Annotated in this window: 25 protein-coding genes; 5 read left to right on the top strand and 20 right to left on the bottom strand. The window is 33.8% G+C overall.

Annotation, left to right across the window (positions count from 1 at the left end; genetic code table 11):
- Positions 1–3 precede the first annotated feature (3 nt).
- The 16 genes from CHB80_RS20520 to CHB80_RS20440 all read right to left on the bottom strand — a co-directional run bounded on the left by CHB80_RS20520 (position 4) and on the right by CHB80_RS20440 (position 18,434).
- Positions 4–657 (bottom strand): hypothetical protein, encoded by a 654-nt coding sequence (locus CHB80_RS20520; protein WP_089373383.1) that lies wholly within the window; start codon positions 655–657, stop codon positions 4–6.
- 184 nt (positions 658–841) lie between these two features.
- On the bottom strand, positions 842–1,669 hold the full coding sequence (locus tag CHB80_RS20515; RefSeq protein ID WP_089373382.1) for a LytR/AlgR family response regulator transcription factor: 828 nt from the start codon (positions 1,667–1,669) through the stop codon (positions 842–844).
- A gap of 88 nt (positions 1,670–1,757) precedes the next feature.
- Entirely contained in the window at positions 1,758–2,804 is a 1,047-nt protein-coding gene (locus tag CHB80_RS20510) for an alpha/beta hydrolase family protein (protein WP_089373381.1), read from the bottom strand.
- Positions 2,805–3,002: 198 nt separating this feature from the next.
- Positions 3,003–4,757, bottom strand: coding sequence for an alpha/beta hydrolase-fold protein (locus CHB80_RS20505; RefSeq protein WP_089373380.1), 1,755 nt, complete (start codon positions 4,755–4,757; stop codon positions 3,003–3,005).
- 210 nt (positions 4,758–4,967) lie between these two features.
- Positions 4,968–5,726, bottom strand: coding sequence for a toxin-antitoxin system YwqK family antitoxin (locus CHB80_RS20500; protein WP_089373379.1), 759 nt, complete (start codon positions 5,724–5,726; stop codon positions 4,968–4,970).
- 252 nt (positions 5,727–5,978) lie between these two features.
- Positions 5,979–9,476 carry a glycoside hydrolase family 9 protein gene (locus CHB80_RS20495; protein ID WP_089373378.1) on the bottom strand — a complete coding sequence of 1,166 codons (3,498 nt, stop codon included), beginning with the start codon at positions 9,474–9,476 and terminating at the stop codon, positions 5,979–5,981.
- A 580-nt stretch (positions 9,477–10,056) separates the two neighbouring features.
- Positions 10,057–10,599 (bottom strand): hypothetical protein, encoded by a 543-nt coding sequence (locus tag CHB80_RS20485; protein WP_089373376.1) that lies wholly within the window; start codon positions 10,597–10,599, stop codon positions 10,057–10,059.
- 222 nt (positions 10,600–10,821) lie between these two features.
- The gene (gmk, locus tag CHB80_RS20480) at positions 10,822–11,397 is read right to left on the bottom strand and encodes a guanylate kinase (protein ID WP_089373375.1); all 576 of its coding nucleotides are present in this window, start codon (positions 11,395–11,397) and stop codon (positions 10,822–10,824) included.
- A 128-nt stretch (positions 11,398–11,525) separates the two neighbouring features.
- Positions 11,526–12,341: a class I SAM-dependent methyltransferase gene (locus tag CHB80_RS20475; RefSeq protein ID WP_089373374.1), complete on the bottom strand. Its 816-nt coding sequence runs from the start codon at positions 12,339–12,341 to the stop codon at positions 11,526–11,528.
- A 167-nt stretch (positions 12,342–12,508) separates the two neighbouring features.
- Positions 12,509–13,183, bottom strand: coding sequence for a ZIP family metal transporter (locus tag CHB80_RS20470; protein ID WP_089373373.1), 675 nt, complete (start codon positions 13,181–13,183; stop codon positions 12,509–12,511).
- Between the two features lie 43 nt (positions 13,184–13,226).
- On the bottom strand, positions 13,227–13,652 hold the full coding sequence (locus CHB80_RS20465) for a nuclear transport factor 2 family protein (RefSeq protein ID WP_089373372.1): 426 nt from the start codon (positions 13,650–13,652) through the stop codon (positions 13,227–13,229).
- A 38-nt stretch (positions 13,653–13,690) separates the two neighbouring features.
- Entirely contained in the window at positions 13,691–14,770 is a 1,080-nt protein-coding gene (locus CHB80_RS20460; RefSeq protein ID WP_089373371.1) for a zinc-dependent alcohol dehydrogenase, read from the bottom strand.
- A gap of 195 nt (positions 14,771–14,965) precedes the next feature.
- The gene (locus tag CHB80_RS20455; protein WP_089373370.1) at positions 14,966–15,541 is read right to left on the bottom strand and encodes a Crp/Fnr family transcriptional regulator; all 576 of its coding nucleotides are present in this window, start codon (positions 15,539–15,541) and stop codon (positions 14,966–14,968) included.
- A 150-nt stretch (positions 15,542–15,691) separates the two neighbouring features.
- Positions 15,692–16,744, bottom strand: a complete 1,053-nt coding sequence (locus CHB80_RS20450; RefSeq protein WP_089373369.1) for an SMI1/KNR4 family protein — start codon at positions 16,742–16,744, stop codon at positions 15,692–15,694.
- Between the two features lie 467 nt (positions 16,745–17,211).
- Positions 17,212–17,646 carry a DUF6326 family protein gene (locus CHB80_RS20445; RefSeq protein WP_089373368.1) on the bottom strand — a complete coding sequence of 145 codons (435 nt, stop codon included), beginning with the start codon at positions 17,644–17,646 and terminating at the stop codon, positions 17,212–17,214.
- A 92-nt stretch (positions 17,647–17,738) separates the two neighbouring features.
- A complete protein-coding gene (locus tag CHB80_RS20440; protein WP_089373367.1) occupies positions 17,739–18,434 on the bottom strand; it encodes a DUF4386 domain-containing protein in 696 nt (231 codons plus the stop codon).
- A 395-nt stretch (positions 18,435–18,829) separates the two neighbouring features.
- Between CHB80_RS20440 and CHB80_RS20435 the strand changes: the two genes are divergently transcribed.
- A complete protein-coding gene (locus CHB80_RS20435) occupies positions 18,830–19,192 on the top strand; it encodes a hypothetical protein (protein ID WP_143337200.1) in 363 nt (120 codons plus the stop codon).
- 217 nt (positions 19,193–19,409) lie between these two features.
- Here the strand turns inward: CHB80_RS20435 and CHB80_RS20430 are convergent, their stop codons facing one another.
- From CHB80_RS20430 to CHB80_RS24890, 4 genes are all read right to left on the bottom strand, one after another.
- Positions 19,410–19,922 (bottom strand): hypothetical protein, encoded by a 513-nt coding sequence (locus tag CHB80_RS20430; protein ID WP_089373365.1) that lies wholly within the window; start codon positions 19,920–19,922, stop codon positions 19,410–19,412.
- A gap of 109 nt (positions 19,923–20,031) precedes the next feature.
- Entirely contained in the window at positions 20,032–20,817 is a 786-nt protein-coding gene (locus tag CHB80_RS20425) for a hypothetical protein (RefSeq protein ID WP_089373364.1), read from the bottom strand.
- A 171-nt stretch (positions 20,818–20,988) separates the two neighbouring features.
- Positions 20,989–21,546, bottom strand: coding sequence for a hypothetical protein (locus CHB80_RS20420; RefSeq protein ID WP_089373363.1), 558 nt, complete (start codon positions 21,544–21,546; stop codon positions 20,989–20,991).
- Between the two features lies 1 nt (position 21,547).
- Positions 21,548–22,003 carry an HTH-like domain-containing protein gene (locus CHB80_RS24890; protein ID WP_218823098.1) on the bottom strand — a complete coding sequence of 152 codons (456 nt, stop codon included), beginning with the start codon at positions 22,001–22,003 and terminating at the stop codon, positions 21,548–21,550.
- Positions 22,004–22,514: 511 nt separating this feature from the next.
- On the opposite strand from CHB80_RS24890, the gene pyrR reads away from it, so the two are divergent.
- The 4 genes from pyrR to CHB80_RS20390 all read left to right on the top strand — a co-directional run bounded on the left by pyrR (position 22,515) and on the right by CHB80_RS20390 (position 25,579).
- Positions 22,515–23,054 carry a bifunctional pyr operon transcriptional regulator/uracil phosphoribosyltransferase PyrR gene (pyrR, locus tag CHB80_RS20405; protein WP_089373485.1) on the top strand — a complete coding sequence of 180 codons (540 nt, stop codon included), beginning with the start codon at positions 22,515–22,517 and terminating at the stop codon, positions 23,052–23,054.
- Between the two features lie 2 nt (positions 23,055–23,056).
- Positions 23,057–23,986, top strand: a complete 930-nt coding sequence (locus tag CHB80_RS20400; protein ID WP_089373362.1) for an aspartate carbamoyltransferase catalytic subunit — start codon at positions 23,057–23,059, stop codon at positions 23,984–23,986.
- Positions 23,986–24,321: a ribonuclease Z gene (locus CHB80_RS20395; RefSeq protein ID WP_089373361.1), complete on the top strand. Its 336-nt coding sequence runs from the start codon at positions 23,986–23,988 to the stop codon at positions 24,319–24,321. The genes CHB80_RS20400 and CHB80_RS20395 overlap by 1 nt, the downstream gene beginning before the upstream one ends.
- 340 nt (positions 24,322–24,661) lie before the next feature.
- Positions 24,662–25,579 (top strand): ribonuclease Z, encoded by a 918-nt coding sequence (locus CHB80_RS20390; RefSeq protein ID WP_089373360.1) that lies wholly within the window; start codon positions 24,662–24,664, stop codon positions 25,577–25,579.

Here is a 25,579-nt window from a genome sequence, read left to right as displayed (position 1 = left end):
GCCTTAACGAGGTAATCTTTTCAATCCGTATTTGTATGTATATATCATAAATCCAATGATAATAAGTATGCCTATAACAGATGGGATATATTGACTATGGGGTTGATATTCATCTAATACCGTTCCTGTAAAAGCAGATAATAAAGCAGAAAAAGCACTAGTCATTTTGTAGATATGTTCATAGAGCCAAATATGATGCTTTTTGTAAGTCTCTTTAGGAATGAGATAACGTATAAAATCATAACTAATAACCAATAGCAAAGCACCCACAGTACTGTAAATAATGATTGGAGACCAGATCATCCCGATAGATTTGAAGTAATAAAGAAAATATGTCAATACCAGTAAACTTAGAATTGCTACAATGATATCTATACGTTTGGGTGTATTGGTTTTAGTACGGAGAACCCGATACCCTGAAAAAGAAACATATCCACTTAATACAGTAATGACTAATAAGAAGGTGTTTCTTTTAAAAACAAACACACCGATCATTCCGGTTACAATGACGATAGCGATTAGTTTCAGAAAGTAGTTCCCGCTTTTATTATGAATTTTCCCTCCTTTAGTAGTTAGAAGTGCTATAATCCCCAATAATAATGCAACGATTCCTGTAACGATGTGAAGTAAAATGTTTGAGTTGTGTGCAATATCCATATGCTTTGTATTTGATTGATGATATTCTGTTTTAAAACAAATTCATTGCAAATAACTGAAGTGCAGGTTACTATAAAAGAAGAATCGGGTAGGGGGACTGAATAATGGGTGAGTGATGTAATACAACGGGTGAATGAATCTTCAAAAAGAGAGAGATGGAAGCTAGTATTTGTATTAAAATGGGTTATTCAATTTTAATAAGCCGTCGAATGGTAGCGATATAGCTTTTACTACTCGTAATAGCATCAATTCCATTATCAAATTCAATGATATACCTACTATTAAGATGTGGTTTGATTTTTTTGATATGACTTTCATTTACTATATACTTTCGATGAACTCTAGAAAAATTTTTGTCCAATCGTTTTTCAAGAAAAGCTAGTGAATAATCACACAATCGTTTTTCTCCTGAAACGATATGTGCAAAAGCATAGTTATCATATGCTTCAAAATAAACAATATCGGTAATAGGAATCAATAAAATGGTTTCTCCTTGTTTTACAGGAATGCTTGTCATAGCTCCTGTAACATCCAGCGGTTTTGTGGGGTCATTTTTTTGCCTTTCTAAATGCTCGAGGCTTTCATCAGAAGTACTATTTTTAGGGATATAATTTAGGAAGAAACTAAATCCTAAAATCAATGCAATAATTCCATTAAATACATACATTTTACCTGAGGAGAATGGTTGGAAATCCTGACTTTGGAAAATTAAAGATCTGATATAATGTTCCACTTCTGTTGCTAATATCCCTATTAAAAAGAACACAGAAAATAAGAAGAGATATAACTTGACTTTAGATGTAAAGTGAGTTGTAAACCAAGTTTTATTCAATCCAATAGCTACAAGTGTATATCCAATTAGAAAACTTGTTACTATCGATTGAATACTCCATTGAATCCAGTTTAAGTTGGCATTCATGACATAATTAGCAGTACCTATTCCTATTCCCACAAATAGCATATGTGGTAAGAAGCGATTTGCTTTTTTTATAGAAAAGGATTGCGTTGCCATGATGAGGTCATCTATGGTGTTAAGATAGCATTTTTGGGGATTAATTTATTGGTTTTACAATAATTCATTCCTTGTTTAAGGAAGTATGTTATTTTGCTTGCAACCAGTTTTCAATAGCATCAAGAAAGCCATCGCATCTCTTGTAGGGTAAGTTATTATCTCGAAACTCATAGATCCCTCCAGTTTTACATTCAAGTATGTTATGATTACAATTAGGGAATGATGTTATGGTTAAGCTAGTATTTTGACCTATTGTTTTTTTATATAATGATTTGGTTTTTTTCCAGTCTACATTCGTATCTGTTTCTCCAAATAACGCCAAGACTGGAATTTTTACATTAGATAAAATCTTATCAAAATCTTCAATATAAATAGGTAAGCCTGTTTCTTCATCAAGAGTTTCTTTCATGAGCGGTACTTGAAATCCTGTGTATGCTTCTTCATTCATTTTACCATAATTTTCTTTCACAAATCGCTTCCAAAGTGCATTGTTTTGAAGGTCTTTTGTAGCATTCATGTAGGCTTCAAAACTTCCTCCTGAATGCGCGATTTTTATTCCTTCCAACCATTGATCTACAATTAGATTAATGGAATCTTTAGGCAGTCCTTCAATTCTTAGATTCTCTTCTAGGAGATAGCTAAAGTTTTCTTTGTCATCGACACCGCTTACTGAAATCCAAAATGCGACGTCTTTGTATTCATTTATTATAATTGGGTTTATCCAACCCGCTCTACTACCTCCATAGAGACCGATAGTATTTGATGCGGATTCTTGATTTTTCTGTAGCATATGGATGGCAGCTATCGCTTCCAGTGCGCTATTTTGAACCGATTGATTGTAATTAAATGTGCCTTCACTTTTCCCGCATCCCATTTTATCCCACATATAAGTAGCATATCCAGTCTTTACAATGGTTTCTCTTATATCTAAATACCATTCCTGAGCTACAGCATTGGTTTTTCCGGATCCATGAATGATCAGTATAATTCCTTTGGGTTTTTGATCTTTGGGAAGATTCAATACGCCGTTTAATGTTACACCTTCAAATTCAAAATCTAAAAGTTGTCTATTACTTTGGGCCTTTACAGTCGTAATTATCAGAAATAGGAGTGTTATAACAGTGATTCTTTTCATTTTTATAGCAGTATTTTTTAACTTCAATGTCCAGATATGGTTTGAAGTTTCTTGTGTTACATAAGTTTCCTAGTAGAGACCTATGAATTTGAATACTGTTACAATTCTAAAGAAGAAAAGTCTTTGATGGTTTGTTTGAATGTTCTGTTAATACATAGCTATGCTTTCTGTTTTCATTTTCGCGAAAGCGGAAAAATATCAATACCTCCAACTTTTCAAGTCAGCATTTTTTGGAGCAACTTTATGAACTTTATCTACATACTTTTTGATAAACATACGGTGATATCGGAGTCTACTAATATGATTTCCATTATCGTGATCGCCGTTCCAGCAATGTTCTGCTCTGTCACCATAATCTACTTCGCCATTATAATAAGGAGCAGCGGTTTCTGATAGGATTTCTTCGGCGAGATATACGGCATTGTTGAGATAATAATTGTCCATATCACCGCAATAGATATGAATTTTATTTTCCCAATCCTTACCGTTTTTTGCCCAGTCTCGTTTCAGAATATAAGCGAGGTCGTAGTTTTCTTTCCAATAGGAAGCGACTTCTTTATCTATTTCCCCAGTGAGGCGATCCCAGATTCTTTTAGGATAGCCCTCTTCATCTACAGGTGAGTAGGTTGCTTCCCAAATATCCCATTGTTGTCCTGACCTACCTTTTGTACCTAATACTAATTCTCGATAATTCATATCTTTTAAGCTAGCATCTACATTTCCTAAATAATCTCGATGACCAGGAACCAGTGTTTTTCTAAATGTACCTTCTTGGTAGTAGGCATTCTCATCTTCGTATATGTTTACCAAACAATACGCTCTAAAATCAATGGGATCCGGACAAGCGACAAAAGCCATTCCATACTCTTTTGGATATTTTACTTGCACAGCCAGCGATTCCCATCCACCTGTACTTCCTCCATAAACAAATCGTGACCAACCTTCTCCGATTCCTCTAAATTGTTGCTCGATATGCGGAATAAGCTCATACGTAATCGCATCTCCATAAGGTCCTTGTGCTTCACTATTGACAGCATATGAATCATCATAATAAGGTGTTGGATGTTGGATTTTAATGGCAATGACTCGAGGGAAATCAGGACCCGTCCAAGTTGTATAAAAATCATACGCTTCTTGCTGGACGGTTACATTATAGCCTTCAACATCAAAGCGCTCACTATATTCAGGTTTCAAATTGGGATCAGGTGGCGTCGTTCTAAATCCTCCAAAATCTCCCGGAAAATGCCCATGCATAATAGCAAGTGGATAGCTAACATCAGGATGCGTATCCCATCCTTCAGGCAACAGTATATGTGCTCCCAAATACATATCTCTTCCCCAAAAATCACTCAACAACTTGCTTTTAATTTTTATATGCTTTACATATTTTGTGTCTTCAGGTTCAGGAATTGGAGGTATTTTTTGATCTAATTTTATGTTGATAGCAGGAAACTGTCCATTATTGATTGTGATTTTTTGAGGTGTAGAATAGAGATTACCTGGCGCTTTGTTCCATTGTTGTCCTTCTCCTCTATCCATAGGTAATTTGACCACATGCCCATCTGCTCGTTCAAAGGTTTCATATTTGTGAAATAAAACTTGTACAAAGAATTCACCTGATGGCAATTCTTTAAAGTTACGAATGGGATACCCAAATGCTCCCATATCAAACTGTAGCGACTCTTCAGGTTTCCAGTCGTTAATATCCATTCCAAACGCTTGACACGTTTTGGAGTCGTCTCTAAGCTGAAATCGAGGTTCCGTTTCGATTTGTTTAGAAATCAACACAATCAATCTTCCATCCAATGCTTCTTTATAATGTTCTGTTGGAAAGGAAAATTCAATGCCTCCTATATCTCCTGAAGAATCAGCATTAGAACAAGAGAAAAAAAATGAGGTAAAGAGTAAAATAACAAATACGTATACATTAGATAAGATGTCAGATTTTTTCATATTGATGGTTTTTGTTTTTTCGCTTTCGCGAAAATTTAATTAGGATGGGTTGAGGTTATGTTATGAACAATCATTATAACAAGTACTAGTAAGGATTTTTAGTAAGAAAATCAGTGTGATCAAGCGTGTACTAATCTTTGATTAAGAACCCAATTTAGTATTGTTTTTATATTTAGTAAGCAACTATTTTTATGTTACTTACAAAAAAAATCAATCAATTAATTTCCCATCTTCAGTATAACGTTTACTACTCGTCGGAATACCTCTATTATCAATCATAATCACAAGTTGCGCTTGCCCATTTTCATAATACATAGCTTGCTTACCATATAGTTTACCATTATTGTATGTCACTAGTTCTTTAGCATTACCATTATTATAATATGTTTTATGCTCTCCATCCTTAGTTCCATTAACATAACTGGATTCACTATACAATTCACCATTTTTTGAGAAATATTTTTGCATACCATGTAATTCCCCAAGGTCATTGTAATTGGATATATGTGACAATTTTTTAGTGGCAAAGTCATATGATTTCCATGTCCCTATATTTTTTCCATCAATAGCTAAGCCAATAACCTCACCATTTTCATGGAATTTTTGAGTCTTTTTATGATTCCCTTTCTTGTCATACTCAGTAATAGAATATTTTTTACCATCTGGATAATACTCAAGCCATATTCCTATTTCATTGCCAGATTTGTTGAAACTCCCTTTTTTGGATACTTGTCCGTTTTTGTAATACTCTAACCATTCTCCAATTTGCTCTTCTCTTTTATTATAATACCCTTTTTCTTTTAGCTGTTTATTATCATAATAAGATTCATAAACGCCGTTAAATTCCCCATTTGAATTATATGATATTTTTTCTTTAATATTTCCATTGGAATAAAAAGTCTCTTCTACCTGTGCATGTAAGAAATTAAAAACGCTTAAAATAAATAAGAATGCAAATAGATTTTTCATGATTTGTATTTTAGTTTTAATGCTTGCTAACGTATTCTTGTATGATTTCGTTACATGTTTAAGCACTTAAATTTAACAAATACAAACTGAATAGAAAATCTGAGGGGCTTTTAAAATAGTCTTGTTTCCTTTGACCCATGAATCTTGGCCTCATTGCTTCCTGTTTCCATTTTCGCGAAAGCGGAAAAAGGGTCACATAAAAAAAGGCGCTTATCATATGATAAGCACCTTCCTTAGTGGAATTCGTAAAAATTACATTTTGAAAAACTTCGCAACGTATTTTTCTCCTTCATTTTCTACTTGCATCACATACATTCCTTTTGATAGGGAATTGATGTTTAGCGCTCTTGATGATTCAAGTGCTTGATCTATGATAAGTTTCCCATCCATTGCAAATACTTTTACCGATAGATTAGAGGCATTTTCTAAACTAATATTGATAATATCTGTAGATGGATTTGGATAAAGCTGTAACGGATTTGCATCCGTAATTTCAACATCTTCTATGGATAGGGCTTCTTCTTGAATTCTGTATAGTGCCGCTGTCGAGTAAAATAGAGGCGCATTCCAATTAATTGTCACTTCGTTTGAAGAATATGAACACCATGTATCTACATATGAACGTGCAGGATCTGTACTTGGATATCCAGGGCATCCATCTTGCTGTCCTGAATGAGGACCACCAGCGACCATACCAGGTACTGCATCAAATACCGTATCGGCTTCAGAAATTCTGTGATGCGGATTATTCATAGATAGATCACCAAATCCACTCACAAAGCAATAACCAGTTGCATTACGACCTAGTAAATAATCTGAAGCTGTAAAGGCCGCATCCAGAAAAGTATCGTCCCCATCTATCTGATAGGCTTGGATTAATAACATCATTTGATTTCCTGCTTGCCCATTACTTCCCCAATTGTAATCTCCAGAACCCATAGCAACACGCATTGCACTGTTATTTACTTTATCTTTTAATTGGTTTGCAGTTTCTAGGAATTTTGCCGTAGCACTAGCTACATCAACATCATTATCAATCTGTTCTGCATTATTTACAATCGAAATAAGTGCAAGTGGCGCTGTATATCCCCAGAATGGAACACCATTACCAATCGCTTCTACATCAATATCATTATTATACGTTTGATCACTAGTCGTAATAAAAAGCTCTACCGCAGCCCATTGAAATTCATCAGAGACATTGTTATCTCCATACTCTCCTGTAAATACATCATCTGGCTGGTCATAATATACCGTCGGATTTGCCTGTGCCCAAGTATATGCACTTTCTGATGCGGCAATAAGTTGTGCGCTATATCCAGGAAGTTCAGCTTCATAATTGGCATAGATACGAGATGCCATTGCCGTTACTGCTGCAAAGTTTAGTGCCGCCGATGTTGATTTTTGTACCACATAACGATCTGCAGTATAATCTGCTGGCATGATGATTCCTTGGAAGTTTAGTCCTGTTAGTTTATGATAAACCCCTCCGTCATTAGGATCTTGCATGGCAAGCATCCAGTCTAAATTCCATTTTATTTCATCCAAAATATCAGGAATAGCATTAGATGTTTCTGGAATATCATAGGCTTTTGTTTCAAAATAGTCTGGATAGTGTTCAAATGCAGCAAGTAATGTGTAGGTGCTAATACCACTATTAACGATATACTTGTTGTAATCACCTGCGTCATACCAGCCTTTTGGCGCAGAAATCACAGTCCCTTCTGGACGTGCATCTGATGCCGCAGAAGAATGTACTAAAATTTCAGTATCAGGTAATCCTAAAGGCCTTGCATAATCTCCTCCATATCCAGCAGTAATTTCTGTAGAAGCTCTATTGTAATAATAATATTTAAAAGCAGCTTCGCTTAAGGCTTCGTATACGTTTTCGCTTACGCGGAATTCTGCTTCTTCATCATCTACTGTAATAACGTAGATGCCTTCCGTACTAATTTCAGAGACATCTATAGTCGCTACATATTCTTGTGATTCGTTCCATAATTGCGTCGCTGAAGTCATTCCAGAAACTACAGTTACTCCATCAGCATCCACAACCGTATAGGGTAGTGGTTCAAAATCGGTCTCGGAAGTGAGATTGATAAGTTTTTCTCTATTCAAGTGATATCCCACTTGATTGTATCGTATGTTTTTACCAGCAGGCAATGCATCTTCTAGCGGTTGCCCTATAGAAATCCAGTCAATATCAATCACTCCCTCATAACCTCCTGTCGCATCATTTACATACAATAGCAGATTAGTAATCATGGTAGGATCTACTGCACATGGCGCATCGGCAGCTTCGCAAGGCGTTCCTCCATACCCTCCATCTAAGAAATTTCCATCAAAATCTAATGTATAGATAAAATAATCTTCTGTAAGTGTTGCAGAGCTCGCTTGTAAGTTCGTAACATAACCTTCGGCATCTTTCATGTCGATACGAAGGGTAGGAGTATTTGTTCCCTTTGCTTTGATATATAATTGTGGTGCAGAAGAAACATCAAAAGCCATAGGAGTCCCCATATCGTGTAGGTCATATTCAAACGCATTAAAAGCACCAGCTGTACCATTGGCAACAATGTTTAAATTTCCTTCTAAAAGAGAGACTGTATAGGCATCATTAGAATCTGTTGTTAAGAAGTCATCATATTGATCACTATATAAAAGTTCTGGTTCATCTTCATTTTCAAGAGGTTCTCCTACAGAGATCCAATCAATTTCAATCGTCCCATCATATCCTCCTGTAGCAGCATTTACAAAAAACACAAGATGAGCAATTGTAGTTGGATCTACAGGACAAGGTGCATTTGCTGACTCACAGGGACTACCTCCATAACCACCATCTAAAAAATCTCCTGTAAAATCCAATTGGTAAATCCCAAAATCATCATCCAACGTTACTGCATTTGCTTGCAGATTGGTCACAAAGCCAGCAGTGTCTCTCATATCAATACGAAACTCAGGCATACTAGTGCCTCTTGCTTTGATATAGAGTTGTGGGTTTGCAGAAAGGTCATAGGCTTGTAAGGCTCCCATATCATGTAAATCATACTCAAAAGCATTAAATGCACCTGCAGTTCCATTTCCAACAATCATTAGATTTCCATCAACTAGAGAAGACGTGTAGGCATCATTAGACTCTGTAGTCAGGAAGTCATCAAACTGATCACTATATAACAAATCTGTAGCTTGTTCTTCCAAAGGTTCCCCTACCGAAATCCAATCGATTTCAATAAGGCCATCATACCCACCAGTCGTATCATTTACGAAGAAAACAAGGTTGGTAATTGTAGTAGGATCTACAGGACAAGGTGCATTTGCAGATTCACAAGGACTTCCTCCATAACCACCATCGTTGAAGTCTCCATCAAAATCAAGTGTATATACCGCAAACTCTTCTGTGAGTGATGCATAGTTTGCAGAAAGATTAGAGACATATCCTTCGGCATCTTTTACGTCTATACGTAATACGCCCACGCCATTTGCTCTGGCTTTGATGAAAATTTGTGGGGGAGATGTCATATCAAAAGTAGTAGGAGTGCCTGCAGTATGTACATCATATTCAAAGGCATTAAAAGCTCCTGCGGTTCCATTTCCTTGAATGTTGAGGTTGCCATTATCAAGACTTACATCATATGCACTGTTGGATTCAGTAGTCAGGAAATCATCAAATTGATCGCTGTAAATAACTTGTGCATTGGTGAGTAGACTAAACAACCCAGCTATAAGAAGGGGGTAGTAATACTTTTTCATAGTGTGTGAATTTTAGCTAGTTTTTATTTTTAAACAACCATACTGTTCTGGTGTGGTATGGTAAAGTTATAAAATCCATTTGAAAATCACTTCTTATTTAAGAGTTTTTATTTCTTTTTTTTGAAAGGAGCGTAGTTTTAGAATGTTATAATCATTTCAATTACAGGTATTTTAATAGAAGTAGCGTCTTCTTTTTTCCGCTTTCAAGGAACAATATGACGAAGAAGTTTATACTGAGCGTAGTCGAAGTACGAAAGCGCAAGTAGGATAGATTGAAGTTGTGTGATATTATACAACAGTTGTCTTACTACGATTTTTTAATTTCCATAGCATATGTGTAAAACAACTAGCTAACGTACCAAAAACCCAAAAAGACAAGGTTACTCCTAGCATGGGTAATCCACAATTAATTTCATCAGGATCGAGTTTTGGGTAAAACAATTTTGGAAATAAAAAGAAATGTGCGATAACTATAAAAAATAGCAACATAGAATCAGGAAACTTGATGGTGTATCTACTATTTATAAAATAGATCACATACTGAACTAAAGAAACTACTATGATAAAGTATAAAATCATTTTAAAACTTACCTATAATAGGTTTCTTCATAAGCTTTTCTAAGCGATCCGTATTTTCATTCCATTCATAGGCTCTTGGATCTACTTGTGTGAATACGCCTGTAAGATCATTTTTCTTAAAAGCTATGATAACAGATTCTTTTTTTACTTTCCCATTTTGGTGAACCGATTTAATCGTATAGTCTTTTACTTTTGAGATAAGACAACCTTCACAAGTAGAATATGTGCCATTTAAAACAATGATATCTTGAATTGTATATATTTTTTTAAGAGAGTCTGGCTCGTATCGTACTATTTCAGAAGTAATAATTTGATAGGTTCCTTTTGTGAACTTTGTAGAGCTCGTCTCTTTCTGGGCATCTATCATGCTCGTTCTGGTTTGATATACAAGGTTATCCAGTTCTTTTACATCAGAATATTCCATTCCGACGAGATACTCAAACTCATTGGTATCAGAAACGATTTTTTGGACTTGAGAAAATGCATGAAAGGATGTAAAAATAAAAGCAAAAAGAATAGAGTAAGTGAGAATATTTCTTTTCATTGTGTTTGATTTTAAGTGCGTTATGAGTAGATGCTGTCACAAAAAACATACCAGACTATGATGATTATTGTTAATAAATGAAATGTGTGCTATGTAATAGTGTGTTGTGTTTTTCCGCTTTCGCGAAAGCTTACATAGGATGGTCTGAACTTGTGTTATGAACACTAGTTGTGATTAAACGCTGGAAATGATTTACAGTTTTTGTATGTGTACAACTTACTTTTAATGGGAATCTAAAAATGAATTTACAATTCTTTCCGCCTTTTTAAAAGAAGTTTCTGGATAATCATTCACTAAAATAAAATCAAACTCTTTCGCAAATTTCATTTCTTTTTTAGCTTTATTTAACCTTGTTTGCAATGTGTGTTCAGTTTCAGTTTTTCGGTTTCTTAATCGAGTTTCTAATTCCTTCAAAGATGGTGCTTTTACAAAAATTGAAATAGCTTTATCTCCAAAGTACTTTTTTAAATTCAGACCTCCCACAACATCTACATCAAATACTATAATTTTATGCCCTTCCCAAATCCGGTGTACTTCAGAAATTAACGTACCATAATAATGGTCTTTATAAACTTCTTCCCATTCAACAAATGATTTTGATTGTATTTTTCTTTTGAAGTCATCAACAGATAGAAAATAGTAATCTTTTCCATCAATTTCGGTATTTCTTCTTTCTCTACTACAAGCTGAAATGGAGAATGCTAAGGTATTATTCACTGAAAGTAAGTGTCTGACTATCGTAGTTTTCCCTGCTCCTGAAGGTGCTGAAAAAATAATAACTTTCTCATTTAATTTCATATTGCTTGTAAGCCTGATTTTAGCACAAATATGAGGAATATCGATTTGTAAATCCTTTAATTTAGTTTATAGTTATTAACGAAAAATGCTAATGTGTCTTACGAACACTCATTACAAAATTTCAGGAGCTAAGCTTTGGGTTTTCGCAATACATAATGGTAATATACCATCTTTCCATTACTAAATTCAGTATGGATGTTTGAACCTTTCACTCCTGCAAAATCATTTAGAGGTTTCCGTAGCCAGCCCTTTACCATCTTTTGAAAGAACGCTAATTTGAACTCATGAAATGCCTCCATAGCATTGACTACTTCCTTTGAAATCAATTCCTTTTTGTGAACTTCAAATCCTGCATCACTAAAGGTCGTATCAAGTGCATCGATCTCTTCTGCAGGACGAAGATCAGCAAACAAAAAATATCCATTAGGACGTAATACTCTATATACTTGCGCCACAAATTTTTTCATAGACCCATAGCAATGTGAAGATTCAACATTCACAATCACATCTATACTTTCATTTGCTAGCGGTAAGTTCTCTGCATCCCCATAAATAAAAGTTAATCCTTCTACCGAATGATGTTCCTTACTGAATTTGATGGCGTTTTTAGAATAATCAATACCTGTCATCGTCTTTGGATGAAGATATCGCTTGATGTACGATGCACCTCCGCCACGACCACTTCCCACTTCTACAGCATCTTTATCTTTAAGATCTACAGCAGACGCCACATGATGATATAACTGAATCATGTATCGATCTTTCTCTTCCTCCTCTTTCAAAGGGATTTTAATAGATGTGTCACTAGATTGGTATCCATAATTCATATACGTCCATTCCTCTGTAGGATACTTCTTTGCCAGATACTGATATAGTTTTTTCCAAACAGCTCGCTTGAATCCTGGAGAAATTTTAAGGAAGAATGCAAAAATATTAGAAAGCATAGGTTCGTAAATAGCGTTTATAGTATACCTCTCTGCTGTTAAGCAGGTTGCGGTAGAATGTACTAAGGTAGCTTATTTTGTATTCAGTCTTGATGATGTGTGTATTTTTTTGAACCTGTTCTTTTTCACACATTCATAGTTTTCATTTTCTTTTCTTATGAGGGTTTTTAAATCAAATTGGCAACAAAAACACCAAAGCATATCATTGCCAATTTAGATAAATTAAAGCTGTGACCTTCACCAGTTTCAAACAAAATAGTTGTAGCAATATGTAAAAAGATACCAATGACTATCGCATTAATAAAATCGATATATTCAGTAGCTAAGATCATATTATTGGATATATAAGTGCCTAAAGGTGTCATTGCCATAAATACGATCAAGAAACTAATAATTTGTACTTTGCTATAACTAGATTGCAATAAAAAAGTAGTGATTAATGCCGCTATTGGAATTTTATGAATCAAGATACCATACACCATATCGTTATGTTGGTGAATAGGAAACCCTTCTAAGAAACTGTGGATACAAAGGCTTATAAATAGTACCCAGGGAAATTCTTTATCTTTTTTATGTGTTTGTACATGACCATGTTCTACACCTTTAGATAAAAACTCTAAAATAATTTGCAATAAGACACCACACATTATAAAAAGTCCAGTTTGTTTGGCACTTAAATGATGATATACTTCTGGTAATAAATCAAAAAGTGTTAGTGCTAATAGAAATGCACCACTAAATGATAATAGGAGTTTAGTGCCTATTGACTTTTGTTTTTTGGTTACAAAAGCAATAACAACGCCTATAACAATGGCAAAAACTGGAAGTAAATACGTATTCATAATTATAACTGTAAAAAATGACACCTGGGTCTATTCTTATTTTTTATTCCTTAGGACTCTTTGTTCTTGTAGCATATGTTTTGCTAACAATTTTCCACGTTCCGTCAATTTTTAATAGATGCATAAAATCAATGTAAGAAAAGGTGTCATATTCCAGTTCTAACTGAGCACTTGCAGCATCTTCAGCTATATGTATAGCCATAATGCGGGTTTTTGTTTTTACGGGATCATTTGCCTTGACATATGAGCTTAACGCTTCAATAGCATTCACATCTTCATATTTTTTGTCTATCCATTTCATAGTGGCATTTGGATGGAATGCCTTTTCAAAAGAAGTAGCATTGTGCGTAGTCATTCCATCGAGATAATAATTGATCGTTTTTTCAATTAATTGTAGATCGTTATTTTGAGCTTGTACTTGTGTCATAAAACTTGTGATTAAGATGAACACGAAAAATATTTTTTTCATGATAAATGGTTTATTTTAAATTTTTGATATGAAAATGTTTATGGGCGTAAAGCCACTTTAAGTGTTCCGGAAGAACGGTCGCGCATTAAATCATATCCTTTTACTGCTTCTGCTAATGGTAAAATATCCGTAAAGATTTTACTAGGATCAATCACACCTCTTTCTACGATAGGAAGTAATTTTTTCATATATGCAGCTACATTTACAACCCCTGTATGAATTGTTATATTTCTAAATAATGCCGATGAATAAGGTTGCTCAACAGGTTCATAAAGATGACCAAACCCTAGAACACTAATTGATGCACCCGCTTGCGTCATTTCCATACCTTGTGCAATTGCTGTTTTATTACCTACAGAATCGATCACAGAATTTGCGCCTCTTCCTTCTGTAAGTGATTTTACAAATGCTACAGGATCTTCATTTTTTGAATTGACAACATGCGTTGCTCCAATTGTTTTGGCTAATGCTAATCTACTGTCATGGCGTCCTACCAAAATAATAGTAGAAGGTCCAAATAATGTAGCGGCCATTACGGCACTTAGTCCTACTGCACCATCACCAATAACCACTACAGTTTCTCCTGTTTTGATATTGGCATTTAATGCACCGTGATACCCAGTAGCAAAATTATCTCCTAATGGAAGCACTTTTGTATCATGCTCATCTCCTGTTAATCCTTCTGGAAGTTTAAATAGTGAAGAATTACCATAGGGAACACGTATAAATTCAGCCTGTCCTCCTTGAATATCATCACCACCATGTTGTGCAAATAGGGGAGTTCCAAATAAACCTCCGTGATCACATGCAGAGGGTAAGTCACGTTTACAATAGTAACAATCTCCATCAACAAACATGGCCGATGCTATGACACGATCACCCACTTTTAACGAATGAATATCTTTCCCTACTTGATCAACGATACCTACAAATTCGTGACCTATTCTCATTCCCTCATATAAGCCCATTTCAGGTCCGTTTTGAGTAAATTCTAAGTCTGCGCCGCAAACACCTGCAAGGGTTATACGTACAATAACATCATCGTCTTTTACTAGTTGAGGTTTGGGTATATCTACCACCTCAATTTTTGCTCGTTCTTTATAAACTACTGCTTTCATAATAAATTCTTTATTTTTTCTTTTAAAAGAATACCGTTTCGTTCTATAGAATTAAAGTCACATACAACGTAAACGAGTATCTGTCAATTATTGACAGGACAAAGTTGCGTCATAGCTGAAGAAGCAAATATGATATGTGTTAAGAAAAACGCTTGACTTAGATCAAGGTGTAAAATTGATGTAGATCAACTTTTGTTATGAGCGAGAACGAATTCTACTTATTGACTCTGGAGAGATGCCTAAATAAGATGCTAAGACATACTGCGGTACTCTATTGGCAATTTGCGGATATTTAGTAACATACTCCCAATAACGCTCTTCAGAAGTTTTACTGATATTGGTAATCACTCTTTGATTAGAATAGGATAAGGCCTTTTCTATATAAAGCCTAAAGTATTGGCATAAAGCATGTATTCTTCCACAAAGTTCTTCTACATCGTCATACTTCATTTGTATGATTACAGAATCCTCAAGCGCTTCTGCATAGTATTCTGCAGGAGTTCTATTTAGATAACTATGAAAGTCTGTGAAGAACCAGTCTTCTATTCCGATACTCACCGTATGTTCTTTTCCAGCATCATCTAAATAAAAAACTCGTACAGCACCTTTTACAATATAGTTTCGATATTCAGATACAAACCCAGGTTGAATAATGAATTGTCTTTTCTTTACTCTAGTGGTTTTTAATATGGAAGTAAACGCTGCTATTTCGCTATCCGATAATTCAACATATCTGGCTACATGATCCAATATTTCCTTGTATTTACTCATCAGTTTAGGTGTTTTGATCCTTATTGGACTGCGCTTTTATAGTATTGACGGTGCGTTTCAGCAACTAAATTAGTAAATACTAATTTAATAGAAAATCCGTAGTATTTTTTGAGTAGATGCAGAACAAGCAATTGATTATATGCGTTGTGGTTAGTAGTTTTTTAAATCTAATTCCGTCACAAATTTTATATATTCCATGACTTCTAAATTATTTGAATTTTCTGTTTTAATAGAATTGATTTCATTTGCCCAATCGTTCGTTTTTTCTTTAGCATATAAATGGATATTTCTTAAAAATGCTAATGGATTCATTTTTGAGCACTTTGATATTTCTTCCTTAGAATTAAGATAATCAAATTTAGTTAAGAAGTTTAAGATGCAAATTTTTTGTTCAATTTGCTCGATAGATTTATATTTTTTCCAAAGTTTGTTGAGTGAGTTATTAGTCAAGGTTTTTAGGCTTCTTAAATAATTTAGTCTTCTGAATTGCCAATATTCATGATCAATGTTAGATATAAATTGAGTGACAATATCTTTTTCTTTTTCTGACTGAGATATAAAATCATTTTTCATGATTTCTTCTCCAGATATAATTCGATCTAGCCAATTCTCATACCAGTCTAAAAAATTATTTTCTTCAAAAAAACTAGGGCAATACTCTATTTGGTCATAAGTTACCACTAGACGTCCTTTGTTTTTTCCGTTAATTACAATTCCTAGGTATCCGGAACACCCTGAATAACCAATGTTTAAAATACCCGAATAAGCCTCTGCAATCTCTTTATCATAATCTTCATCTGAAATATTATCATCCATTTTATCTTGTATTCCTTCCCATTTTTCTACTGTTGTGTTCTCATTAAAAAATGGTTCTTTTTCAAGATATTTTGATGAAGGTTCTACAATGAAATGAAATGGATGGCCTAATTTAAAAATACCATAGTCTGGCCCAGCACCTGAATTGCCTACAACAGAGTTTTTATATTCTAGTCCGCCATTTCCAATTTCAGTTAAAAATAGTTTATAAGCTTTTGGAAGAGTAATATTATAAGTGTTTTCAAAATTGCTCAGCTCATTAGTTAGTATAGGTGTGTCTAAAACATATTGGTGAGATGTAGCACCAAATACCTCAAAAAAAGTGTCTGTGTTTTTAGCTAGCCCTAACTTTATTTTTATTCTTTTTATTTGATTTAAGCTGTTCATTAAATTACTACCAACGTGTTTGTGTATAATTTGTTAGGTGTTTTAAGTACCTAAATTAGTAAATACAAATGGAATAAAGCATTTGCAACGGTTTTCATAAGTAGATTCTTTACCAGATACTGATATAGTTTATTTCAAACGGCTCGCTTGAGTACCTGAAATATTTTAAGAAAGAATGTAAAGTATTGGTAATCATGAATGATTAATTAGTCCTGAAATAACAAGTATAATGGTAGAGTTTCTATAGCTAGCTAGTTATAAAAGAAGGTTTAATCATAGTATTAGTCTGTTATTACTTTTAAATAGGTGTTTTTCGCTTTCGCGAAAGCTTACCTAGGACGGGTTGAAGTAGTGTTTTGAGTTAGTAGTTGTATATGCTTTATAAGCACTCGGTACAAACGAGCGCTAGAAGGTTTTTTGCGAAAAAAAACAAGAATGGAATTATGATCGTTGCATTTAATAAAAAATCAAATGCTATTATTTTCATGTTCAATTGGCCATTTCCATGCATTCAATACAATGAGAATTGCAACAATAATGAGTAAAGCTCCATAAAACATATAGAAATACCATGTCGTACCTATAATGTTTACAATCCCAATAATTACATGAAATATACCCATAGCAATATTCAGAATACGGTTGGTTTTGCTATTTAAAGTTAATGAGAAATAAATCATGCAAGCAGGAATAATGGTAACGATAGAAATAAGTAAAAGCGACATCTGAGTAACTTCAAAGCCGTCTATTACTCCAGACATTACGGCTTGTATTTTTTCAGGCATGTATAGCTTGTAAAAATCGGTATATACGTATAGTAGTATGAATACGAGCCATAACGCTGCTAATTTGATTTTTATATCAACCTTCTTGTTTTTTAAAATCGTCTTTTGCGTGTCCATGTTTTCTTATTCTTTGAGTTTTGTAATACAATATCATTTTTAAATAGTAAGCATGCTATCTCGAAATCCAATCTTCAAATCGTAACTTTCTTTTAGTTTTCTGCTTTTTCCTTAGCTCCAATAATTAGTAACCATAAGCAAATACCCATCTCGCCCAAAGCTTGAGTTATACTTGCAATAGTTGGAATTATAGTTTCTCCAAAACTATCTGGAAAAAGGAAATAGCCCAAAAAATCAGCGAGGTAACCAAAACATGCAAGCATTAAGAAAACACCCATTATTTTTGGTATAATCCCAGATTTAAATACTAAATAACCGAAAGGGAATAACCAAAGTCCCCAAAATATTTCAACCAGAATAATCCCATTATTATGAGATGTTAAAAGCGCCATCATTTGCGAATGTTGTACGTTAAGATCGATATGTTTCAGAATTTCGGCGTCATTAATAAGGGACAGTACATCTAATTTACTAATGAGGTTTACATAAGAAATAGGAACACTTATTAAGACAAGAATAACCATAATTCTTGCAATACTCTCATTCGTTTTTCGGAGTAATACATATAACGCTAGTGATAAGAATATAAATGTAGTATATAATATCAGATCACTTAAAACACCTATTTTGAACAAGAATTCATTTGCTACAATAGTATTATAAGTTTCGGTTGCATTATCCCATACAATGAGTTTAGAAGGAACATACACAAGGCTAATAACTCCACTTACTACAGTAATTAGGTACAATAAACCTGCAGTTCTTGCATCTTTTTTGATTGATCTCATCTTTCTAGAGTAACGTTATACACTATATAGACGCAAATTTTTCGTAAAAGGTTGCCTAGTCAAATAATTATTAATTCTTCAATATCTAATGATGGTCGTAGTACTTATGAATATAGAACTTTAAAGCACTCATAACAAATAAGCACTAGAGAGGATTCAGTCTTCGGTATTTGGACATTTTTTAGCCATTTTTGCATATAGCAATATCTTTTTGTTGCTTTTCTTTGATCTTACCTTGCATGTAATAATCTATAAGTCAGGTATTTAGACTGATTTTTTAATTCAGGTAGTTTAACGTTATTCAAGAACTCATAAAAGAATGAGATTTGTAATGTACTAGTATGTTGGAGTTTATAGGCCATTTATTACAAATATTAACATCTAAAACTAAAATTATGAATCAAGAAGTAAAAAGACCAGAAAGTTTGGTTGCGGCTGTTGCCCCAAATGAAATGAAAGCAAGTCCAGTTGTTGGAACTGGAGAAATCGATTTTAAGCTTACTGCTGAAGAATATCAAGGGAAGCTTCGATTAACATCAGCGGCAACCATGGTTCCGTATAACATGTACATAGAGGTTTACCAAAATGGATTTCCATCAAATCCAGACACAGATTATGTTACAGGAAAGCCTATTAAACAACACATTGAAGTACTTGATACTGATCTTGTGTGGGGTACAGGGTATAGTTGTGCCATTATTCTGAAAACCAATGACAGTACATATACATATGAATATGTTTGTCAGTTAACTACATAATCTATTTCATTAAAATATGATTTTTTGCCCAAGAGCATGTCGCTTTTGGGCTTTTTAATGCACATCAGTTTTAACAGAAATTGTTATCGTTTTTCTACTCCTGCCTGACAGTAAGAACGCGCTCGAAAACAACATAAGATGCGTTGCGATTACAATAGTTACTTTTATAGGTATAGCTTAGAAAGTACTGATTGGAAATGAGTGCTGGCGGGGGATTTTATACCTTATTAGCTTTAGTTTTTTCAATTGTTAAGGTTAGTTTTTTTTTAACAAATTCTATTGTACGCTTTGTATGCTCTTCGGCTTGATAATTGGCAACAACGTTATAATGATTCAGTAATTGTTCAAGTCGTTCAATTACTCTTTCTAAAATTTCTATATCTAAATCTATAACTAAACCTAATTCTGCAGATAAATTAGTACACAAATCACAAGTTTCTTTATCCCAACAGTTTATCAAAGCAAGACAATATACTCTCTTTTGCAAAACATAATTTAGGTTTTTTGAATTGTACTCGGCAATTACTATGGCTAACCGATGAAGAACTTCCGAAGCCCATAAATCTATGTTTTTCTCGAAATAATTCCAATCCTCATCTTTTAACTTGTCAATATGTTTTCCAAACGATTCTAAAACATAGGATTGGCCATAGGTAAAGTCATTCCAATCAAAATCATCGACTAAATAATTATATAATTCTTGTATTTTTCGATTTTTGAAGTCGTGCATTAAATTAAAGTTAATGGTTTCGGTTATGGACAGTTGCGTGGTTTAGTACTGCCTTTTCAAAATAAGCCCGTAAAAGCAATTGTTTATAGCCATTGTTAGCTGTAGTATTTTATATTTTCATTTTTCCGTTTATCGATATTTCAGAATGTACATAATTGCAATTGAATATATCATAAACTTCTAAGTTAAAACTAATAGACTCTCCGCTTTCAAGCATTTTTTTAGTTTTAAATTTTTTTACGGGTCTATCACAATCAATAATTTCATCAATTTTAGGATAATTAAAAAACCAACTTCCTGGGTTTTTTAAACTATCTGTGACTGGTAAAATTCTTGCTAAGTACAACATTTGTTCTATATTAACTTCAAAAAACAATGATTTTGGGATACTGAATTTATGTTTGCCATTTCCCTCTTCGTAAATATCTTTTATGAATTCCGGAAGTGATTTTTGAAGAGGCCATTCTTTTCTTTTTCTCAAGAAAAAGGATATACAAACAAAGTCAGTGTAATAGTATTTTATTTCAACCTTATTTTCAACTGTAATAAAATATTCAATTAAAATTATTCCACCGCCAAGACCAATATGACTTGCATTAGAATTTGGAATAATAGTACTCGCTTCGAGTAGTGTTATTGGTTTGAAAAATTTTTTATTTATTTTCCAACTACTTGTTCCATTTCTCTCAGCAGATTTTAATTGAATTGCTTTTGAATGATTCCTGTATTTAATTAATAAGTCATATCCATTTTTGTCTATAATGGGTTCCAATAACTCAAAATCAATTTTATTTTCAAGCCCTGTTTTCTTTATTTCATAAAACAACTGATAATTGAATAGTTCCTCTCGGTCTTTTAAGTAATATGGGTTTTTTACAATTTCAGATAGGTTCATTTATCAGGATTCTATTTTGTTTCATATTACAGCTAACGGGTTTGTATATTTTTTGTAGAGTGGTTTAAACATTGAATTTAGTAAATAAAAACAGAATAGAAAATCTGCGAATATTTTCGTTAGTAGGCAAGAACTAGCAATAAATTATATACGTTGTTGGCAGTAGTAATTTTACGGATTATATTTTCTAAATTGTTTTGTATAACCATTATTTTCTCCAATACTTATTCTTTGTCTATCCAATTTTATAAAAAATTTTCTACCTTGATCATCTATGAAAAATTGTGTGTATGCTAAAAGAACTTCTTCTTTATATTTTTTTATTATTTCTTCATCCCATTCTAAACCAAAATGCTTTGATAGTCTTTTTAAAACTATTATAACCTGTTCTTCCGATCTTAAGTTTGATTCATAGTCAGAAAGTGTTTCTATAACATCTCTTATAAATTCAGTTCTAGTTTTTTTGTTTTCAAACGCTTTTTTAATCTCCTTATTTAGTTTCCTGGGTAGTTCGATTTTTTTTCTTTTATTTTCAACTTTTATAGGTTGGTCTGAATTAATAGGTATTCTAATTTTTAATTTCTGTCTCTTTCCATTTATAGGAAAATTGGTTTCTTTATCAATGTGTACATCATTTTCTGGATTGTCAAAATCTTTAATTTCTTGAGTACCTCTTTTATGGTCATCAATTATAATTAACTGGTCTTTTATTAAATCTTTTAATGCCATTTTATTTTATCGTAATGTATTCAGATAATTTTATTCCTTTATTTAATTCAGCAAAATAAGAATCATTAATTTCCGAGATGCTTATAATTTCATTGATTGAATAATTTTTCGTTTTAATGAGTTTTCCGTATTTAATTCCAAACAAATAGATAGAAGAAACAGTTTCTCCATTTTTAGCGTTTTCATAGTTGTCTTTTAGAATTTTTCCTAAATTATTTAGTTCTAGTTCATCATTTTCAAAGACAACTTTTTCTCTTAGTTTTATTCCTTTATTTAATTCCGTGACATAAGATTCATTCAATCCTGATTGATTAATAATATCTTTAGAAGAATATTTTTCCTTTCTTATAATCTCACCATATTTAATTCCGAATAAATGTATTTGAACAACCTTTTCACCATTATAAGCATTCGTATAATTATGACTTAATATATCTGATAATTCTTTTATTTCCATTTATAGCTTTTTTTCAAGGTTTGAGTTTTTATTAATGCTAACGTTAGTATAAAGCTAATATACAATATTTTACATGCTAACGTCTATGTTTGATGAGGTTATCATATGTTTTTAAATCTTTAACCTATAACTAGAAAATGGTGGGTTGTCGAAAGGTTGAGAAAGTATCAATGCTATGATAACAAGTCATAAAAAGAATATAGACGTTTCCTTAGTCATTTCGACAGAATGAGGAACGAATGATGAGAAATCGCATAAGAGTGAATTAGATGTGGGATCTCTTTTTTTGATGAAATGGTGTAAGACCGCTTCGCTATAAGACATAGGACATAAGACAATTCACAAGAAATAGTGTCCTACGTCTTACGTCTTCCAGTCCTATGTCCTAAATCCAATTTCGTACTTTGACAAGCTCAGTATAAACTTCTTCGTCACGTTGTTCCTCGAAAGCGGAAATAAAAACAAAAAAACTCCCTATCTTTGCTCTCCGAACATTGTTTTGGAATCATCTATGAGTCAAAAAGTATTACTTAATGCGACCGAGGTACATATTATCCTCAATAGACTGGCTTGTCAACTCATTGAAAATCACGAAGACTTTACCGATACCGTACTGATAGGAATTCAACCACGTGGGATATTTCTAGCCGAACGGATCAAACAATTACTCACCGATACCTACAAGATTGAAAATGTAGAATTGGGGTATTTGGATATTACATTCTTCCGGGATGATTTTCGCAGAAGCGAAAAAATACTAGCCGCCAATAAAACGCAGATCGATTTTGTAGTCGAAAATAAAAAAGTGGTCTTTATAGATGATGTACTCTATACAGGACGTAGTATCAATGCGGCGTTGACTGCAGTACAGAGTTTTGGACGACCTAAAGAAGTAGAATTATTGTGTTTGATAGACAGACGTTTTAGCAGACACCTCCCTATACAACCTGATTACCGAGGGCGTCAAGTAGATGCCATTAACGAAGAGAAAGTAAAAGTGAGTTGGGTAGAAAATGAAGGTGAAGACACCGTGTATGTCATTAATAAGTAGCCATGAGTGAATTAAGTGTAAAACATTTACTAGGAATAAAATACATCACCAAAGAAGACATTGATCTGATCTTCCAAACCGCCGATAACTTTAAAGAGGTGATCAATAGACCGATCAAGAAAGTGCCTTCCCTACGTGATATTACGATAGCCAATCTGTTTTTTGAAAATAGTACGCGTACCAAACTTTCTTTTGAGCTTGCTGAAAAACGATTGAGTGCCGATGTGATTAACTTTTCAGCAGCGGCTTCTTCCGTGAAAAAAGGAGAGACACTTATTGATACGGTAAATAATATCCTATCTATGAAAGTAGATATGGTGGTGATGCGCCATCCTAATCCAGGAGCGGGTGTGTTTTTATCGAAACACATTAATGCGAGTATTGTGAATGCAGGTGATGGAGCACATGAGCACCCTACACAGGCATTACTAGATAGTTATTCGATACGAGAACGTTTGGGCGATGTAGGAGGGAAGAATGTGGTGATTGTAGGTGATATTCTACATAGTCGTGTGGCATTATCCAATATTTATGCGCTGAAATTACAAGGGGCTAATGTCAAAGTATGTGGTCCTAAAACCTTGATGCCAAAATATATTGAAAGCTTAGGAGTTGAAGTAGAGTTAAACCTCCGAAAAGCACTGGAATGGTGTGATGTGGCTAATATGCTACGTGTGCAAAATGAACGTATGGATATTAGTTACTTCCCAAGTACTAGAGAATATACCCAGCAATATGGAGTAGATAAAGCCTTATTAAATTCGTTAGATAAAGAGATTGTGATTATGCACCCTGGTCCCATTAATCGAGGTGTGGAAATCACCAGTGATGTCGCCGATTCTGATCAGGCAATTATCCTGAATCAAGTCGAAAACGGAGTTGCTGTTCGTATGGCGGTCTTATATTTATTAGCTTCTAAAATCAAACAATAATGAAGGTCACACAAAAAGATACGTATACCATTCTTGAAGATGAACATGATGATGTATTAAAGTTTGCGTCGTACTTGGAGTATGTAGTTCCTGAAAAATATGAAGATTTAAACTTAGTAATTGATCTTTTAAAATACACCGAATTGACATTAGAGCAACTTGTAGCTTTTATTAAACTTTCAAATTACCAACGCGCCGATAAAAAATCATTTGTATTTGTAAATACAGGGATTGATTATGATGTGATCCCAGACGAAATGGTTGTGGTACCTACCTTACAAGAAGCCGAAGATATCATCCAAATGGAGGAAATCGAGCGTGATCTTGGGTTTTAATTTCATTGCTGTACTTCGACTTCACTCAGCATTAACTTCGGGGGGAATCTCAATATCGTTTTCCAGAATTAGAATACTTTCCAAATCTAACTACATGCTAGTTTGGTTTTGGCCTTCGAAAGGTTGTCGTGAAATTTGACGTGAAGGTTCCGCAAAATTTCAGACTGTTTGAGCATAGCGAGTTTCTGAAATTTAGGAGACGAACAATAAATTTAGACAAGGTTTCGCCAGCCTAGACTTTTTTGTTTCTTTTTTTGTCAATGAAAAAAAGAAAAGAAAGAATCTAATTCTCTCAACTTATATTTATTTTCGCGTTCCTATTCATAAACAAAAAACACTCATGAGCAGTACCTGCACCGTATCTATTTTAGGCTGTTATGCCGCTGCTCCGGGTGCGTTTAAAAACCCTACTTCGCAAGTATTAAATATCCGTAATCATGTGTTTTTAATAGATTGTGGAGAAGGAACACAGGTTGCCTTACGGCGAAATAAAATAAAGTTTGTGCGCATCAAGCATATTTTTATCTCGCATTTACATGGTGATCATTTTTTTGGCTTGATGGGTGTGATCTCTACCTTTAGTTTATTAAAACGAACGGCCCCGCTTACAATTTATGGGCCTGTAGGAATTAAAGAAATTGTGTTGCTACAGCTGAAATTGATGCAAAATTTTACGAGCTACCCATTACATTTTAAAGAGCTGAGTAGTAAAGAACCTGAATTGGTGTATGAAGATGATGCAGTGACGGTTACTACCATTCCGTTGCAACATCGTATTTATGCTAATGGGTATTACTTTCAAGAGAAAGAAGGAGATCGCAAATTAGACATCAATGCCGTACTGAATCTCAATATTGATAAAGCCTATTTCAATAAAATCAAACAAGGAGGTGATGTGACGCTAGAAGATGGTACTATTGTACCTAATTCAGAGCTTACATTTGATCCACCTAAACCAAAGAGCTATGCCTATTGTAGCGATACGCGTTACAAACCTGTGATTGCCGATCAGATTCAAAATGCAACGGCTCTGTATCACGAGTCTACATTTCTGGATAGTCATGAGCATCTGTGCAAACCTACGGGACATAGTACTGCCAAACAAGCCGCTAGTATTGCCAAACAAGCCAATGTAGAAAACCTTATTTTAGGACATTACTCTACACGATATAATGACCTAGAAGCATTTAGAGAAGAAGCAGAAACAATATACCCAAATGTTCATCTAGCAGATGATGGGAAAGTATTTACGTTTTAA

Origin of the sequence: Dokdonia pacifica, assembly GCF_900188275.1 — a bacterium.
Classification (GTDB): domain Bacteria; phylum Bacteroidota; class Bacteroidia; order Flavobacteriales; family Flavobacteriaceae; genus Dokdonia; species Dokdonia pacifica.
Note: the sequence above shows the minus strand (reverse complement) of the source record. Positions and strands in the feature narration are given on the sequence as shown.